The following is a 16,048-nucleotide window of genomic DNA, read 5'->3' on the forward strand; positions in this document are numbered from 1 at the left end:
TCATCGCTCCAGTTCGTCGTTATCGGGATCGACATCGATGTCGGTATAGCTACCGGCATCGGGATCCGTGACAACTCTATGCGTGCCGAGTTCGTAAGGCTCTGAGAGCTCGTCGAGTTCGCGATCGTCGAAGTCGTCATCGATCTCGTCGTCGTCCTCGTCGAGCACAAGATCGTCCTCGTCGAGATCGTCATCGTCATCGTCGAGGTCACGATCATCGTCCTCGTCCAGCGCTCCGTCGAGGTCGCCCTCGTTGAGTTCGGCATCGCCCCGATCGGGGCGATCGAGGACCGGGTCGTCCAGTTCGTCGTCGATGTCCGATTCGTCCAGATCGACATCTGTCAGCGCATCAGGGCCGAGGTCGTCCTCGATCTCCACGACGCCGCTCGTCGGCTCGCTGAACCCCACGGCAAAGGGATTGGGCGCGACGGCCTCGTCATCGGAGACGCTGTTCTGGAGAGAATCGTTTCGTGGATCGCTCATGGCTGAACGCTACGCCCGGCAATTCGGACCGTGAACCCCTTGCCGCCGTCCGGCGGTGTGCCTTAGTGGAAGGGGCCGGTCTACAGTGGTGAAGGACAGTCAAAGGAGATTAGTCAATGGCTCACATGCCTCATTCAGCGCCACAAGCGCAGTCCATCCGGCCGCACAACGGCAGCGTTCCCCGGGGGCTCCCGTTCGATGAACAGTCGATTGACGGGGACGAGAATTACCTCCCCACCAATGGTCCATCCATCGGCGATGATGAGCTTCCATCGGACCCCGGCCTGACGCGTACCGAGACGGACTCTCTCGGTTCGCGCGAGATTCCTGCCGACGTCTACTGGGGAATCCACACGGTGCGCGCGCTCGAGAACTTTCCGATCACACGACGTGCCATCTTCAACTACCCCGACCTGATCACGGCCCTCGCCCGTGTCAAACAGGCCGCCGCGCGAGCCAACCGGGAACTCGGCACCCTGGACGCCGCGAAGGCAGACGTGATCGATACCGTCTGTCAGGAAATCGTGGACGGTCGTCTGCACGACCAGTTCGTGGTGGGGGTGATTCAGGGCGGCGCCGGTACCTCCACAAACATGAACACCAACGAGGTGATCGCCAACCGTGCCCTCGAACTCATGGGGATACCGCGCGGGGACTACTCCCACATGCATCCGATCGACGATGTGAACCGCAGCCAGAGCACCAATGACGTGTATCCCACTGCCATCAAATTGGCCATGGTCTTCTCGCTCCTGCGGCTGCTCGACGAGCACACCCTGCTCAGCGATTCGTTTGCCCGCAAGGGGCGAGAGTTCGGTGGCATCCTCAAGGTCGGACGCACCCAGCTTCAGGACGCCGTGCCTATGACGCTTGGCCAGGAGTTTTCCGGCTTCGCGACAACACTGCGCGAAGACGTCGATCGCCTCCGGGAAGTTGTTCCGTGGCTCAACGAGATCAACCTGGGCGCCACGGCCATCGGCACCGGTATCACCGCGGACCCGCGATACGCCGAGGCTGTGCGACACCATCTCGTCGAGTTGACCGGAATCGAGATGGAAACGGCGCCCGACCTGATCGAGGCCACCAGCGATGCCGGAATCTTCATGACGCTCAGCGGGACGCTCAAGCGCGCGGCGGTGAAGCTGTCGAAGATCTGCAACGACCTGCGTCTGATCTCCAGTGGTCCGCAGGCGGGCTTCGGAGAGATCAATCTGCCCCCGCGTCAGGCGGGATCCAGCATCATGCCCGGCAAGGTCAATCCGGTGATACCGGAGGTCGTCAACCAGGTCGCGTTTTCCGTGATCGGCGCCGATGCCACGGTAACGGCCGCCGCCGAGGCCGGGCAGCTGCAGCTGAATGCGTTCGAACCGGTGATCGCACACAGCATCCTCCAGTCGCTCGCCTGGATGACAAACGCGTGCCGCACGCTGCGGGTCAACTGCATCGAGGGGATCACCGCGAACACCGAGCGTCTGGCCGAGCAGGTCGGGTCGAGTGTGGGGGTGGTGACGGCGTTGACGCCCTACATCGGCTACGCGGCATCCGCCACTCTCGCCCACACGGCGCTGACGACCAACGCGTCGATCGCGGAACTGGTGGTGTCGTCCGGTCTGATGACGCGGGTCGAGGTCGACCGCGTGCTGTCCCCGGAGCGTCTGAGCGGTATGGCAGCCGTGACCGATGCGATCACCATCATCCGTCAGGTGGAGGAACGCGCGCGCGATGCCGTGGACGGTGACGGACCTACCGACCGCAGCTGACTACGGACCCTCGGCCGGGAGGGGCGCTTAGGCGATCCCTGGGCGGGTGGCGTCGTCATCGGCACCGGACAGGTCGTCGTCCTCGTCGTCATCATCGATGACCTCGAGGGCGTTGTCCCGTGCTTCGCTCGCCTTGAGAACGACGCGGTCACGCACGTCTTCGCCGCGCTCCCGGAGGTCGCTCGCCGTGGATGTGACGCGATCCTTGACGTCCCCGGCGGTGCCGCTGACCTTGCCGGCGACATCCTTCGCCGTGGTTGCCGTGCGGTCGGCGACGTCCTTCGCAGCGGACGATGTCTTGTCCGCGACATCCTTGGCGACGTGGCTCACGTTGCCGGCGACGTCCTTTGCCACGTGGGCGACATTGCTGGCGACGTCCTGGGCCGTGGCTTCGGCGCGGGCGCGGAGTACGGGACCCTGGCGCCGGGCGAACGCCGTGAGGTTGTCACGCGCCTTCTGCATGCCGGGGCTCTCCCACAGCCGGTCTGCGGTGGCAACGATCTGCTCGTACCGTTTGCGACCGGCGCGGGCGCCAAGGACGTAACCGACAGCAAGACCGACGTACAGCGGGATTCGAGAGCTCATGGTGCCAGCCTAAGCGCCGGGCGACGTGGTGCGCAGGGACTTGGGCAGGTGGTACACGCGTGCTAGAGAATCCGTGAGCGGGGGACCCGCGGTGTCCCGGGGGTGTGGGTGGAATCCTTGATCCGGTGACGCCAGCGCAGGATGGGCAGTTGCGCGGGCCAGTGCAACGACAGGGTATGGATGGCACGGGACATCCGCCGTCCGAATGATCCAGCATCGACAAATGGGCGTCCGGAAATGCCCACGACGAGCGATCGGTCGAAAATGACGTCGGACGACGGATCGAGCCGAAAGCTCAGGTCGATGTCATCGTGAATCTCGGTGTCGTCCCGGGGCACGGAGTCGCTGACCGCACGCCAGACCGTCGCGCGAACCGCATAGTTGGAACCGAACAGGGCGGTGTGAGCCAGGGCGGAGTGCATCCAGAAGAAGTAGGCCTTCATGTAGAAGATCTGGGCGAGCAGCGCGCGCGCCCCGGAGAGGTCGTAAAACCTGCCCGGTCCGGTGATCGCGACCGCTCCGGGACGTTCGGTGAGGGCGTCTTCGACGTGCTCGAGCCAGTCGGCAGGGAGCCGGCTGTCGGCATCGCAGCGCGCGATGATGTCCCCGTATGCCTGGTCGAATCCCGCGGCAGAGGCTGCGGTAATGCCGGGGCGTCGCTCCGTCCAGACGCAGGCTCCCCACTTGGTGGCGACTGCCACACTGGCATCGGTGCTGCCGTTGTCGACCACGATGATCTCGTCGGCTGGGCGGGTCTGCCGCGCCAGGGAGGCCAGGCAGCGCTCCAGCATGTCGGCGTCGTTGAGGGTCGGAATGATTACCGAGATGCGGGTCATGACTCTTCCCGCACGACGTCGTCCGGAGCCTTGTCGGGGCGCCAACCCCGCCAGCTCGGTTGGCGGAGCCGGTCGGTAGCCGTCCACTCGGCGAACTCGACCTCGCCAACGAGGGACGGTCGGATCCACCGGGCGTCGCTGGCGTCGGCCGCGGGCACATCCACCATGGGGCTTGTCTTGCGCTCCAGCGAAGCGAATTTGCGCTGCAGGTCGTCGAGCTCGCGGTCGCTGAAGCCCGTGCCGACGCGGCCGACATAGCGGAGACCATCGGTATCGGGGATCCCCAACAGCAGGGAACCGACACCGCCCGCACGGCGTCCCTTTCCGGGACGCCACCCGGCCACCACGACTTCCTGTGTGCGGTGGTGCTTGACCTTGAGCCATGCAGCCGAGCGTTTTCCCGGCAGGTAGTGGCTGTCGCGCCGTTTCGCCATCACGCCCTCGAGGCCCAGCTGCTTGCTGCTGGCAATCGCAGCGTCGAGGTCACCGTCGAAGGCGGGCGGCACCTGGATCGCGCCTCGCGACGTAACAATGCGATTGAGGACGTCCCTGCGCGTGTCGTAGTCCTGCGACGTCAGGCTTTTCGCTCCGCCCGATGTACCGGTCGCGGTCGCCGCGAGCACGTCGAAAACGAAATAGTGCACGGGAGTTTCCTCCTCCGCACGCTCAACATCCGCCTTTTTCGTCAGCTTCATTCGGGTCTGCAGCCGGCCAAAGTCGGGCCGTCCCCGTCGGTCGAGGGCAACGATTTCTCCGTCAAGAACTGCGTCACCGTCCACCGTCTCGGCGAGCGCGGCGAGCTCGGGATAGCTCGCGGTCATGTCAATGCCGTTGCGGCTCACCAGCTGCACGTGGCCGTTTTCGACGGTCGCGATGGCGCGGATGCCATCCCACTTCATCTCGAACGACCAGCCCTCATCGGGATCGTGGTCATCCTCGCCGCGGGCGGTGACATCGTCGGCGGTGCCAAGCGTGGCCAGCATGGGGGAGAGCTGCTTGGCGCGGCGGGGTGCGGAGCCGACCGTCTTCCGGCGTGAGACCGGCGCAGCAGATTCGGCGGCCGGGGCATCCGCCTCCTTCTCCGATGGAGTCCCCGGTGTTTGCTCCTTCATGAGGTGGATCAGCCAGTTGTTGTTGTCACGCCCGGTGTGGATCAGCGCGTAGCGGTGGGAGCCCTGTTTTTCGCCGTGAAGGGTGGCGATGACTTCCTTGCCGTCGCGCCACTTCTCGAGCTCGTAGGTGCCGGCGTCCCAGATCGTGACCTCACCCGCGCCATATTCTCCAGCGGGAATGGAACCCTCGAAGGAGCCGTACTCGAGGGGGTGGTCCTCGGTCTGAACGGCCAGGTGATTCGTTGCGACATCGGTCGGGACGCCCTTGGGCAGCGCCCAGCTCACCAGCACTCCCTCGTGTTCGAGGCGGAAGTCCCAGTGGAGTCGGCGGGCATGGTGTTCCTGGATGACGAACGTCTGGCCGTCGGAGTGCGGGGCAGCCTCGGCTGGGACGGGCTCGGGTGTCTTGGAGCCGTCCCGCATGCTGCGGTACTTCTCCAGCCGGTCGAATCCCGCCATACGCTCGGCGGTCGGTTCGAGCGTGGCGAGGGAGGCGGCCTGGAGGTCGGCGAGCGGATCGCCCCGGCGTTCTACCCGACGGAGCACTTCGGTGTAGTCCAGCTGCGCGAGGGAGGGCGAGGCCAGCTCCCGCCACGTGCGGGGAGCGGCAACCGTGGGGTGCGCGCGACCGCGAAGTGAGTAGGGCGCGATGGTTGTCTTGTTCTCGTTGTTTTGGCTCCAGTCGACGAGCACACGTCCGGACCGCAGGTCCTTCTTCATGTCGCTGACGACGAGGTCGGGGTGGTCTGCTTCCAGCGCGCGCGCAAGCTCGTGGGCGACGAGCGAGACCTGCTCGCTCGTCTGCTTGCCATCGAGAGCGACGTAGAGGTGGATGCCCTTGCTGCCGCTGGTGACAGGCAGAGGATCGAGGTCCATGTCCTGCAGGATGGCGCGGGCGTATCGCGCTACCTCGGCGCACTCGGCAAGGCCGGTCCCCGGGCCCGGGTCGAGGTCGAGCACGAGCCGGTCCGGGTTCTTTTGCACGCCGGTGCGACCGAACTGCCATTGCGGAACGTGGAGTTCGAGGGCCGCGATCTGGGCCAGCCAGGTGAGGGTGGCGAGGTTATTGACGAGCGGGTACTCGTTGACGTGGTCCTTGTGCTGAATGGATCGGCGCTGAACCCAGTCGGGGGTGGAGTCATCCAGATTCTTTTGAAAGAACATCTGGCCCGGGGCATCCACTGTTCCCACACCATGGACCCACCGCTTGCGCGTCGCCGGCCGGTTGCGCACGTGGGGAATCATGACATCGGCGACCACCGAGTAGTACGCGAGCACATCACCCTTGGTGGTGCCGGTCTCGGGGTACAACACCTTGTCGAGGTTTGTCAGCTTGATCCGGTGACCACCGACCGACACGACCTGGTCCTGTGAAGTTGCCATGCCCCCATTGTCGTTCGGGGAGAAAACTCGCAGCATACCCTTGCCAGACGCGCTCTTCCGTGCAGTGATCGGGCCGACGAAGATGGACGCATGCGATCTATTTGGAAGGGCGCGATCACCTTTGGTCTCGTCAATGTGCCCGTTAAGGTCTACAGCGCGACCGAGGATCACGACGTCAGCCTCCATCAGGTGCACGACAAGGACGGTGGCAGGATCCGCTATCAGCGTCGGTGTGAAATCTGTGGACAGATCGTCGACTACGAGCACATCGACAAGGCGTTCGACGACGGCGACCGTACGGTGATCCTGACCCAGGAGGACCTGAGCTCGCTGCCCGAGGAGAAGAGTCGCGAGATCGACGTTGTCGAGTTCGTTCCCAGCGACCAGCTCGACCCGATCATGTTCGACCGCAGCTACTTTCTCGAGCCTGATTCGTCGTCATCCAAGGCCTACGTGTTGCTGAAGCGCACTCTGGAGGAGACCGACCGGACGGCGATCGTGCATTTTGCCCTCCGGCAGAAGACACGGCTCGGCGCGCTGCGTGTTCACGGCGAGGTGCTGATGCTGCAGTCGCTGCTGTGGGACGACGAGGTGCGGGAAGCGAAGTTCCCGGCGCTCGACGAAAAGGTGCGCATCTCGGCGCAGGAACTAAAGATGAGCGAGTCGCTCGTGAAGTCGTTCGAATCGGACTTCTCCCCGGAGAAGTTCAGCGACGACTACCAGGACCAGTTGCGCGAACTCATCGAGGCGAAGCTCGCCAAGGGCGATGCCGTCAGCACCGACGAGACATTCGGTGAGGAGTCCGATGAGGATTCCGGTGGCGAGGTTCTCGATCTCATGGAGGCCCTGCGGCGGAGCATCGACAAAAACCGCGGGGCGAAGAAGCCGGCCGCAAAATCGACGGCTAAGAAGCCGGCCGCGAAGTCGGCGGGAAAGGCCTCTGCCAAGGCGCCGGCCACGTCGGCGAGAAAATCATCTGCGTCCGATGACGACTCCGGCACGAAGGCCGCTCCAGCCAAGAAGGCGAGCGCGCGCTGACGCCATGTCGACGCCTGTGTGTTCCGCAGGGATGACCCGAGCGCTGTGCCTACCCGTTGCGTTCGGCGTCGCGCGTCGCTTCGGCGCGAGCCTGATCCGCATGTTCGCGGAGTTGACGCCCGCGCGTCTGGTCCCGGGTTTGCTGCCGCGCGAGCGCCAGGTTGCGCGTCGTGTCGCGGATCGGCAACTGAATGGTCTCTTCCGCGATGATCCCCGCCTCGAGCTGCCGGGCACGCACGATCTCGGCGTCGACCTCTGACCCAAATACGAGAACGAAGTTCGTGAGGTAGAGCCGCAGCAACAACACGACGGCTCCTCCGAGCCATCCGTAAATTTCGTTGTACCTGCCGACGTTGAGAACGTAGATCGCGAAACCCGTCGTCGCGATGGCCCACACGATGATGGCGAACAGGGCACCCCACGACACCCAGCGAAAACGCGTGTGCCGCACATTGGGGGAGAAGTAGTACAGGGCGGCGACGGCGAACACGGCGAGGACGAGCAGCGCGGGCCACTTGAGGATGTTCCAGGCGGAAACGACTCCGTGACTCCATCCGAGAGTCTCCGCCACGGCATCGGCCACGGTGGGGGTACCGAGAAGGATTCCGAAGACGAGCAGGAAATCGACCATGATCGCGGCGGCGAGGATCGTCATAAGGCCGCGGAACTTCCAGATGCGGCGGCCCTCGAGAATCTCGTAGGCGTTGTTGGTGGCGCGTCCGAACGCGGTGACGTAGCTGGAGGTGGTCCACAGCGTGAGGAGCAGTCCGATCGTCAGGGCGATGCCCGGGTTCGGAATGCTGAGGAGCTGTTCGATCGGGTCGCGGAGGGCGTTGCCGATGTTGTTGGGCGCGACCTCGTCGACGATGGAGATGATCGCGCTTTCGGCGTCTTCCTTGTTGTCGAGCAGGGCGAACAGCGAGACGACGGTGAGTGACCCGGGGAACAGCGCGAGCGCCGAGAAGTACGAGAGAGCGGCGGCGGAGTCGATTCCGCGGTGGCGGAGGAATCCGTGCCACGAGCGGACGGCGGCGTAGCGCCAGGCTTCCGGGCTGATGTTGCGGGCAGTCGGGATCGGCGTGCCGTCGAGATTCGCGGAGATGGGATCTACCGTCCGTTCGTGGTGGTGGTGCGTCCCGCTCCATAGGGCAGCACTACCCAGAGTAGAGCGGCCACGACGAGAGCCGTGCCTCCAGCCACGATCCCGGCCGTGCGACCGACGACAACGTCGAAGATCAGAAGGGATGTCCCGGACAACAGCAGCCCGATTCCGGCGAGCGTCGCCCGCAGGAGTGCGTCGGTAACCCCAACGATCTGGGCCTTCGCGCGCCTGCGAAACAGCACCCGGTGAAGGCTGACGGGGGCAAGCCCGAGGCCGGTGGAGAGTGCAGCCAGCACCACAAGGACGAGGTAGACATCGAGCTGGAAGGAGTCCAGCTCCGTGAAGCGCTGTTGAAAGGGGAGCGTGAGCAGGAATCCCGTGAGGATTTGCGTGCCCGTCTGAGCTACCCGCAGCTCCTGCAGCATCTCGTTCCAGTTGCGATCCAGGCGTTCGGTCTCCGATTCGTCGCGTCCGTCGCCGGGGAGGGCGTCTGCGTCGGGATCAGACGCCGGGGCTGGTTGTCGAGTCATCATCCGATGGTATCCACGACCGTGCCCGCCACAAATGCAGGCCCGCATAGCTGCGCCAGGGTGCCCATCGTGCGCCGTAGGCCGCAAGAGATCGTGTTGTCGACGGCAGCCCGCGACGGCCCGCACTCTGCAGGATGACGAGGTCCGATGTCAGGAGTGTGTCGGGGTTGCCCAGTACCCGCATCGCGAGATACCCCGCGGTCCAGGGCCCGACACCGGGCAGTGCCGTCAGCCGGGCGGCGAATTCATCGACCGGCGTCGCCACGTGCAGATCCAGGTCTCCGGAGGCAAGGGCCGAGGCCACTCCGAGGATCGAGGCGACACGCGTCGCCGGTCCCCGCAGGAACTCGCTCCCGTGTTCGGAGATCTGCGCGGCGGTGGGAAACAGCCCATCGGTACCCAGCTCCGCCGTGAGCCGTCCGAGCACTGTCCGGGCCGCCGCGACCGAGATCTGTTGTCCGATGAGAGTGCGGAACAGTGCCTCCTCCGAATCGAGGACGCCCGGGAGCCGAATGCCGGGGACAGCGCGCACCAAGGGAGCGATGGCGAGGTCGGAGGAGAGCGCGCCGTCGATGGCGACGGAGTCCGCGTCGAGATCGAACAGTCGGCGCACGCGCGCGACTAGGGTCGCCACGTCGCTGATGGAATCCAGCCGCGCGGTGCACGCGACTCCGGTTGTGCCATCCAGCCGGATACTGACGTGTGCAATGCCGTGGGGCATCCGCACGGACCGCTCGAAAGCGCCGTCGACCGCCGACTCAAGACCGGGCACGGCATGGTCGGCGAAGAACTGCATGAGGCCCGGTCCGTCGAACGGGGCGCGGGCGGGAAGGCGAAGTGTCAGGCTCGTTGGACGCGTCGACGCGTCGCCGTGGGGGTGTGGGGAGCTGGTAGTGACCCGGGCGGGCGCGTGCCCGCGTGCCCGCAGCTGGGTTGGTGTCATTTCGTAGACGGCGGCGATCGTGTCGTTGAACTGCCGGATGCTCGAGAAACCCGCGGCGAACGCGACATCCGCGATCCCCAGCGTCGTGCTCACCAACAGGGTTCGCGCCGACTGTGCCCGGTGGGCGCGCGCGAGCGACAACGGACCCGCTCCGAGCTCGGCGACGAGAACGCGGGTGAGGTGCCGCGGGGTGTAGCCGAGGCGGGCGGCCAGACCCGGGACGCCATCGCGTTCGACGACACCGTCGATGATCAGCCGCATCGCGCGGGATGCGAGGTCATCACGAATGTTCCAGTCGGGCGACCCCGGTACCGCGTCGGGCTGGCACCGTTTGCAGGCGCGAAGCCCGGCCTCGTGTGCTGCCGCGGCGGTGCGATAGAAGCTAACGTTGCGGGCGTGAGGGGTCATCGCGGGGCAACTCGGGCGGCAGTAAATGCCGGTGGAGTGGACACCCGTGATGAATTGCCCGTCGAAGCGTGAATCACGCGAGGACATCGCGCGATATCGCTCGGCGAAAAGGGCGTCGGGTGCGGGCATGGGTTAAGAGTCGCACGCACCTCCGATACCGGCTAGCGGATTTCGGACATGGGATTTGCTCGCGCGCACCGTCCTACACTGGCAAGCGTGACCGATGTTGTAGCACTCCTCCGCGCCGCGCTCGGCGATGCCGTATCCACCATTCCCGCGGAGCTGGATGCCGCCCGCGCGGACCGCTCCGGCCAGCGCTCGTCTGCCGCGCCGGTGGTGATCGTGACCGCCCGCAACACCGAGGACGTGCAAGCGACAACGCGGATCGCCAGTGAGCACCGCATTCCCGTGGTTACCCGCGGTGCCGGCACCGGGCTGGCAGGCGGCGCCATCGCCGGCGGCGGAGAAATCGTGTTGTCCACGCTGGCCATGAACGCGATCCTCGAGATCAACCTCGACGACGAACTCGCGGTGGTGCAACCCGGAATCATCAACGACGACCTTAACCGGGCGCTCGCCGAGAAGGGCCTGTGGTTCGCGCCCGATCCCGCGAGCAAGGCGATTTCGACCGTGGGCGGCAACATCGCCACGAATGCCGGCGGTCTGCTGTGCGCCAAGTACGGGGTGACGCGTGAAGCCGTGCTCGGTCTCAAGATCGTGCTCGCCGACGGTCGTCTGCTCAGCCTCGGCCACCGCACCGTCAAGGGAGTCACCGGCCTCGACCTCACCGCGCTCGTCATCGGGTCCGAGGGAACCCTCGGCGTTATCGTCGAGGCGACGCTGAAACTGCGCTCCATTCCCCTCGGACCCGTCGCCACCATCGGCGCCTATTTCACCTCCGTCGAGCAGGCGGCGCGTGCATCCTCGGTGATCACCGCGTCCCGCCTCAAGCCCGCCGCGATGGAACTGCTGGACGCCACCGCGCTCGAGGGCATCGGCGAATACCTGGGGCTTGAGCTCGGCGGTCGTGGCTCATACCTCCTCGTACAGATGGACGGGCCATCCGCCGGCATCGAAGCCGACGCGGCCGTCGCGATCATCCGCTCCCTTGGCGGCGACGCCGAGCTGTCGACGGATCCCGAGGAGGGCGAGCGGCTCTTCGCTATCCGCCGCTCGTTCCACCCGGCGATGGCAGCCAGGGGAACGGTGCTCATCGAGGACGTCGCGGTGCCACGCAGTCAGCTGCCGGCGATGTTCGAGGCAATCGCCGACATCGAGGTGCGGTTCGGGATCCAGATTCCCACCGTCGCCCACGCCGGTGACGGCAATCTGCACCCCAACTTTGTGTTCGAAGGGGCGGATGTCCCGGACAACGTGTGGGCGGCAGCGGACGAGCTTTTCCTCGCCTGCCTGCGACTCGGCGGCACCCTGACCGGAGAACACGGCGTCGGCATCCTCAAGAAACGGTGGCTCGGCGACGAGCTCGGAACGGACCAGCTTGAGCTGCAAAAGCAGATCAAACTGGTGTTTGACCCCCAGGGAATCCTCAACCCGGGCAAGGTGTTCTGACCCACGCCGATTGTGGGAATACGACTGGGGTATTCGCTGTTTTCTGTTGTGATGGTACAGAGAACGCAAGCAACCAGACCCAGTCGTCGCAGAACAGGACCACGCCCCGGAACGGGAGAGGTGCGCCTGAGAATGGGCGCGCTCGGAATGAGCCCGCTCGGTATTCAGGCACTCGGAACCGTTGACGCCGTCGGCCCCGAAGCCGTCGGATTCGCCCCCGGTGACCGGGTTGCCATGCGCGAGCCGAGTGACCGCCCCGGCTTCCAGCGCATCGTCAGTGAGCGGGACCTCATTGGTCTCCCCAAGGACGTGTCGTTCGACGACGCGGCGGCAGTACTCGCAACGGGCCTTGTCGCCCGCGTCATCGTCAAGCAGATCCGTCCGGTGGGACGGGGTGACCGGGTAATCATCCGGCACGACGATTTCGGAATCGACACGTTCGTGGAAGCGTGGGCCCGTCACCTCGGTGCCACCGTTGTCGACGAAACGGACGGGATCGGTGGCGAGATTGTCATCGGCGCGGGGGAGTACCTCGCGGGCCGGCGGTGGCGGTATGGCTACGGCCTCGCTCAGCTGGCCGCGGCAGACGTCTTCCAGGCGCTGCGTGACGGTGCCTTCGATAACGTTCCGGTGCCGCGTCATCCGATCTCCGACGCTGTACGAGTGCACTCGGATATCGAGTCCAAGCGCAACCCCGGACCGGTCGTTCTTCTGCCCGGGTTCGGAGTCGGGCTCGCTGCCTAGTCACCCCCCCCCCGCCCGCCCAGCCCCGCGCCACCGGGGCGGGTTCGGCGGAGCCGCTAGTCTCGGTGCCATGATCCCGAGTGAGAACCCGACGCAAGCGCCCGCCGAGATTCGCGCCGAGAGCATTGCGGCGCCGCTACCGATCCCCGCCGCCGTTCCCCGGCGCCGGTCGCTCGTCATCCTTGGCATCATCGGGATAGTCGCGGCCGCGCTCGTAGTGCTGATGGTCGTCACCTACGTGGTGGCAGGCCTGGGAGTGCTCGCCTTCACGATCGCGGGAGTGCTCGCACTCGTGCCGTTAGTCATCGTCTTCCTTGGTGTTCGCTGGATCGACCGCTGGGAGCCGGAGCCTCGCGCAGCCCTCGTCTTCGCCTTCCTCTGGGGTGCGGGAGTCGCTGTCGCGGTCGCCCTCCTCGTCGGAGCGGAGATCGACAGCGTTCTCGCGAGCATCGGCGGTTCCGCCGGTGAATTCTTCGGCGCGGTAATCGAAGCCCCCATCGTGGAGGAGTCCGCGAAGGGCTTCGGCATCCTGATGCTCTTCTGGTTTGCCCGCAAACACTTCGACGGCCCCGTCGACGGGCTCGTCTACGCGGCCACCATCGCGGGTGGCTTCGCCTTCACCGAAAACATCCTGTACTTCGGTCAGGCACTGACAGAGTCCGGCAGCCTGCGCGGCCTCGGCGAGCTCTTCTTTATTCGTGGCCTGCTCTCGCCTTTCGCCCACGTAATGTTCACCGCGTGCACGGGACTACTCCTCGGCCTCGCCGCCCGCCGCACGGGAGCACTCGGCGGCATCGGGTTCTTCCTCATCGGGCTGATTCCGGCCATCTTCCTGCACGCCCTGTGGAACGGCTCGCTCTATTTCGTGAACAACTTCTACGGGTACTACGCGATCGTCCAGTTCCCCCTGTTCGCCCTGGCCGTGGGTCTCGTCGTGTTCCTGCGGCGCCGCGAGGCGGCCACCACGCGTGCCCGGCTGGGAGAGTATGCGGCGGCCGGCTGGTTCAACCCCGCCGAGGTCGATGTTCTCGCCACCGGGCCAGGTCGGCGGGCGGCGCTCACCTGGGCGCGGCAACACGGCGTTGGCGCGGCAATGCAGCAATACATTCGGGATGCCACGCGGCTGGCGTTTGCCCGCGAGCGCATGCTCTCCGGGCGTGATCGCATCGGCGTACAGGCAGACGAGCGCGAGCTGTTGGACTCGGTGCTGCGCTCGCGTCTCGCGTTGCAGGGGCGTCGCTGAGTCCCTCCCTGCGATGTCGCCGGCCAGCAGCCACGACCGCGGACAGATACACTTGATCGCTGGATTCAAGGGGGTCTGAGTGACGATTTCACCCGAACTCGCGCGCGAGCGCGACTATGTGTCAACGCTGTACGCACGCCTGGATGCGCTGCGCGTCGAGACGCAGGAACAACTCGACGCCGTTCGTGCGAGCAACGTCGGCGGTACCCATCAGAACCGCTCCGAGCGTGACTCGTTCGCCCGTATCTACACGGACCGCATGGCACAGCTCAATGAGGTGGACGAGCGTCTGGCCTTTGGCCGCCTCGAGCTCCAGGGCGGGCAGACCCGATACATCGGCCGCATCGGACTTCGCGATCTTGACCAGCAGCCCATCCTTCTCGACTGGCGAGTGCCGCAGGCGAGCGCGTTTTATCAGGCAACGGCCGCCACGCCACTCGGTGCCCGCGCACGACGGCACCTGACAAGCAAGGGGCGCGAGGTCACCCGCATCGAAGACGAGATCTTCGACACCGAACTGCTCGAGGGGGACACCTCGGAGCTGCAGGGCGAGGGAGCCCTGCTTGCGGCGCTCCGTGCGGAACGTACGGGCCGGATGAGCGATATCGTCGCCACAATCCAGGCGGAGCAGGACCGGATCATCCGCTCTGACCTCGCTGGTGTCCTCGTCGTTCAGGGCGGTCCCGGAACGGGGAAGACCGCCGTTGCCCTCCATCGTGCTGCGTTCCTCCTGTACTCGCACCGCGAGCGCCTGCGCTCGACCGGTGTGCTGATCGTTGGGCCATCCCCGTCGTTCCTCCAGTACATCGAGGCGGTGCTGCCGTCCCTCGGTGAGACCGGTGTTGTGCTTGCCAGTGTTGGCCAGTTGTACCCGGGAGTCGACACCACCATCGAGGATCTGCCCGACGTCGCGGCGCTCAAGGGCTCCGCGCGTATGGCCGACATCATCGCCAAGGGCGTCAAGTCCCGCCAGCAGGTGCCCTCCGGGGTGCAGGTGCTCGAGGTCAACGGAGAAAAGCTCCGCCTCGAACCCCGCGTGGTTGCCACGGCCATGGCCGCGGCCCAGCACACGCGCAAGCCACACAATGTTGCGCGCCAGCAGTTCCAGAAATCCGTTCTGACGTCGCTGACGAAGCAGCTCGCCGAGCAGCTCAAGTCGCACGGCAACACTGTCGACGAAGATGACTACTCCTGGCTGCGCGAGGACCTTCGCGCTTCGTACGACGTGCGAGTCGCCCTCAACACCGCCTGGCTCCCGCTCACCCCCGAGAAGTTCATTCAGGACATGTATGCGCGGCCGAACTGGCTTGCGACCCTGACCCCGCGGTGGACCGATGAGGAGCGCGCACTACTGCGCCGTGACCGGGATGCCCCGTTCACCATTTCTGACATTCCGCTTCTCGACGAGGCTGCCGAGTTGCTCGGTGAATTCGACGCGAAGAACGACGCCGAGAAGCGCGAGCGTAAGCAGCAGCGCAAGCGCGACATCGAGAACGCCGAGGCCGCCATTCACAACATGGGTGTCGAGGGCCTCGTCAACGCCGAAGACCTCGCGGCAGGTTTCGGTGAGACCGCGGTTCGCGGCACAACGGCCGAGCGCGCCGCCGCCGATCGTTCCTGGACCTACGGCCACATTGTGGTCGACGAGGCGCAGGAGCTGTCGCCCATGCAGTGGCGCGTGCTGCGTCGCCGGTGCCCGTTGCGTTCGTTCACCATCGTGGGGGATGTCGCCCAGGCGAGCGCGGCGGCAGCTGCCCCGAACTGGCGCGAGGCGCTGCGGTCCCTCACGACAGACTTCCGTCTCGAGGAGCTGACGGTGAACTACCGCACGCCCGCCCAGATCACGGAGGCCGCCGAGGCAATGGCGGTGGCGCACGGCCTGCCCATCACGAGCTCCCGTGCGGTGCGCGACAGCGAATGGCCTGTCGACACCCTCATCGTTGACCCGGACGACCTTCTGTCCGCGGCCGTCGACGTGGCCGACGAAGACCGCGAGATCGACTCGCGGGGCACCCTCGCTGTCATCGTGCCGCCGCGACTGCTCGATGCGTTGTACACCCAACTGGAATCCAAGTTCGGACTGCAGGTGGGGCGCGGCACCCAGGCGCTCGGCAGCCCGATCGCTCTGCTCACTCCCCAGGAGAGCAAGGGGCTCGAGTTTGACGCCGTGGTCATCGTTGAACCGAACGAGATCATCACCGGGTCCGCGCGAGGAGTGGGCGCGCTGTACGTCGCCATGACGCGACCGACTCAGCGGCTCCACATGGTGGGCAGCAGCCCGCTGGCCTAAACAAAAAAACTCATCGCCCGGT

At 65.8% G+C, this 16,048-nt stretch carries 13 protein-coding genes; 6 read left to right on the forward strand and 7 right to left on the reverse strand.

The window, feature by feature from the left end:
• Nucleotides 1-483 (reverse strand): hypothetical protein, encoded by a 483-nt coding sequence (locus tag HB677_RS02600; protein WP_213814072.1) that lies wholly within the window; start codon nt 481-483, stop codon nt 1-3.
• A 125-nt stretch (nt 484-608) separates the two neighbouring features.
• Between HB677_RS02600 and HB677_RS02605 the strand changes: the two genes are divergently transcribed.
• A complete protein-coding gene (locus HB677_RS02605) occupies nt 609-2,243 on the forward strand; it encodes an aspartate ammonia-lyase (RefSeq protein WP_213814073.1) in 1,635 nt (544 codons plus the stop codon).
• Between the two features lie 27 nt (nt 2,244-2,270).
• Here HB677_RS02605 and HB677_RS02610 read toward each other — a convergent pair whose 3' ends face one another.
• The 3 genes from HB677_RS02610 to HB677_RS02620 all read right to left on the reverse strand — a co-directional run bounded on the left by HB677_RS02610 (nt 2,271) and on the right by HB677_RS02620 (nt 6,159).
• Nucleotides 2,271-2,828 (reverse strand): protoporphyrinogen oxidase, encoded by a 558-nt coding sequence (locus tag HB677_RS02610; protein ID WP_213814074.1) that lies wholly within the window; start codon nt 2,826-2,828, stop codon nt 2,271-2,273.
• Between the two features lie 62 nt (nt 2,829-2,890).
• Nucleotides 2,891-3,664, reverse strand: coding sequence for a glycosyltransferase family A protein (locus tag HB677_RS02615; protein WP_213814075.1), 774 nt, complete (start codon nt 3,662-3,664; stop codon nt 2,891-2,893).
• Nucleotides 3,661-6,159 (reverse strand): ATP-dependent DNA ligase, encoded by a 2,499-nt coding sequence (locus HB677_RS02620; protein ID WP_213814076.1) that lies wholly within the window; start codon nt 6,157-6,159, stop codon nt 3,661-3,663. Before HB677_RS02620 ends, HB677_RS02615 begins: the two co-directional genes overlap by 4 nt.
• Before the next feature lie 90 nt (nt 6,160-6,249).
• Here HB677_RS02620 and HB677_RS02625 point away from each other — a divergent pair, with 90 nt between their 5' ends.
• Nucleotides 6,250-7,197 (forward strand): Ku protein, encoded by a 948-nt coding sequence (locus HB677_RS02625; RefSeq protein ID WP_213814077.1) that lies wholly within the window; start codon nt 6,250-6,252, stop codon nt 7,195-7,197.
• Nucleotides 7,198-7,246: 49 nt separating this feature from the next.
• Here the strand turns inward: HB677_RS02625 and HB677_RS02630 are convergent, their stop codons facing one another.
• Genes HB677_RS02630 through HB677_RS02640 form a run of 3 tightly spaced genes read right to left on the reverse strand, consistent with a single transcriptional unit; the run spans nt 7,247 to nt 10,309 of the window.
• Nucleotides 7,247-8,359, reverse strand: coding sequence for a YihY/virulence factor BrkB family protein (locus HB677_RS02630; protein WP_218624463.1), 1,113 nt, complete (start codon nt 8,357-8,359; stop codon nt 7,247-7,249).
• On the reverse strand, nt 8,305-8,829 hold the full coding sequence (locus HB677_RS02635) for a DUF6328 family protein (protein ID WP_213814078.1): 525 nt from the start codon (nt 8,827-8,829) through the stop codon (nt 8,305-8,307). Before HB677_RS02635 ends, HB677_RS02630 begins: the two co-directional genes overlap by 55 nt.
• Nucleotides 8,801-10,309: an AlkA N-terminal domain-containing protein gene (locus tag HB677_RS02640; protein WP_213814079.1), complete on the reverse strand. Its 1,509-nt coding sequence runs from the start codon at nt 10,307-10,309 to the stop codon at nt 8,801-8,803. The genes HB677_RS02635 and HB677_RS02640 overlap by 29 nt, the downstream gene beginning before the upstream one ends.
• A 48-nt stretch (nt 10,310-10,357) precedes the next feature.
• Here HB677_RS02640 and HB677_RS02645 point away from each other — a divergent pair, with 48 nt between their 5' ends.
• From HB677_RS02645 to HB677_RS02660, 4 genes are all read left to right on the forward strand, one after another.
• Nucleotides 10,358-11,749, forward strand: a complete 1,392-nt coding sequence (locus HB677_RS02645; RefSeq protein ID WP_213814080.1) for an FAD-binding oxidoreductase — start codon at nt 10,358-10,360, stop codon at nt 11,747-11,749.
• A gap of 132 nt (nt 11,750-11,881) precedes the next feature.
• On the forward strand, nt 11,882-12,493 hold the full coding sequence (locus HB677_RS02650; RefSeq protein WP_213814081.1) for a hypothetical protein: 612 nt from the start codon (nt 11,882-11,884) through the stop codon (nt 12,491-12,493).
• 70 nt (nt 12,494-12,563) lie between these two features.
• Entirely contained in the window at nt 12,564-13,736 is a 1,173-nt protein-coding gene (locus HB677_RS02655) for a PrsW family intramembrane metalloprotease (RefSeq protein ID WP_213814082.1), read from the forward strand.
• 79 nt (nt 13,737-13,815) lie between these two features.
• On the forward strand, nt 13,816-16,026 hold the full coding sequence (locus HB677_RS02660) for a UvrD-helicase domain-containing protein (protein WP_213814083.1): 2,211 nt from the start codon (nt 13,816-13,818) through the stop codon (nt 16,024-16,026).
• Nucleotides 16,027-16,048: the final 22 nt, after the last annotated feature.

Source organism: Glaciihabitans sp. dw_435 (assembly GCF_018449675.1).
In the GTDB taxonomy this organism is placed as follows: Bacteria; Actinomycetota; Actinomycetes; order Actinomycetales; family Microbacteriaceae; genus Glaciihabitans.

Coding starts and splice junctions, on each gene's coding strand:
- HB677_RS02600 (WP_213814072.1), bottom strand. CDS start 483: ATGAGCGATCCACGAAACGATTCTCTCCAGAACAGCGTCTCCGATGAC.
- HB677_RS02605 (WP_213814073.1), top strand. CDS start 609: ATGCCTCATTCAGCGCCACAAGCGCAGTCCATCCGGCCGCACAACGGC.
- HB677_RS02610 (WP_213814074.1), bottom strand. CDS start 2,828: ATGAGCTCTCGAATCCCGCTGTACGTCGGTCTTGCTGTCGGTTACGTC.
- HB677_RS02615 (WP_213814075.1), bottom strand. CDS start 3,664: ATGACCCGCATCTCGGTAATCATTCCGACCCTCAACGACGCCGACATG.
- HB677_RS02620 (WP_213814076.1), bottom strand. CDS start 6,159: ATGGCAACTTCACAGGACCAGGTCGTGTCGGTCGGTGGTCACCGGATC.
- HB677_RS02625 (WP_213814077.1), top strand. CDS start 6,250: ATGCGATCTATTTGGAAGGGCGCGATCACCTTTGGTCTCGTCAATGTG.
- HB677_RS02635 (WP_213814078.1), bottom strand. CDS start 8,829: ATGACTCGACAACCAGCCCCGGCGTCTGATCCCGACGCAGACGCCCTC.
- HB677_RS02640 (WP_213814079.1), bottom strand. CDS start 10,309: ATGCCCGCACCCGACGCCCTTTTCGCCGAGCGATATCGCGCGATGTCC.
- HB677_RS02645 (WP_213814080.1), top strand. CDS start 10,358: ATGGGATTTGCTCGCGCGCACCGTCCTACACTGGCAAGCGTGACCGAT.
- HB677_RS02650 (WP_213814081.1), top strand. CDS start 11,882: ATGGGCGCGCTCGGAATGAGCCCGCTCGGTATTCAGGCACTCGGAACC.
- HB677_RS02655 (WP_213814082.1), top strand. CDS start 12,564: ATGATCCCGAGTGAGAACCCGACGCAAGCGCCCGCCGAGATTCGCGCC.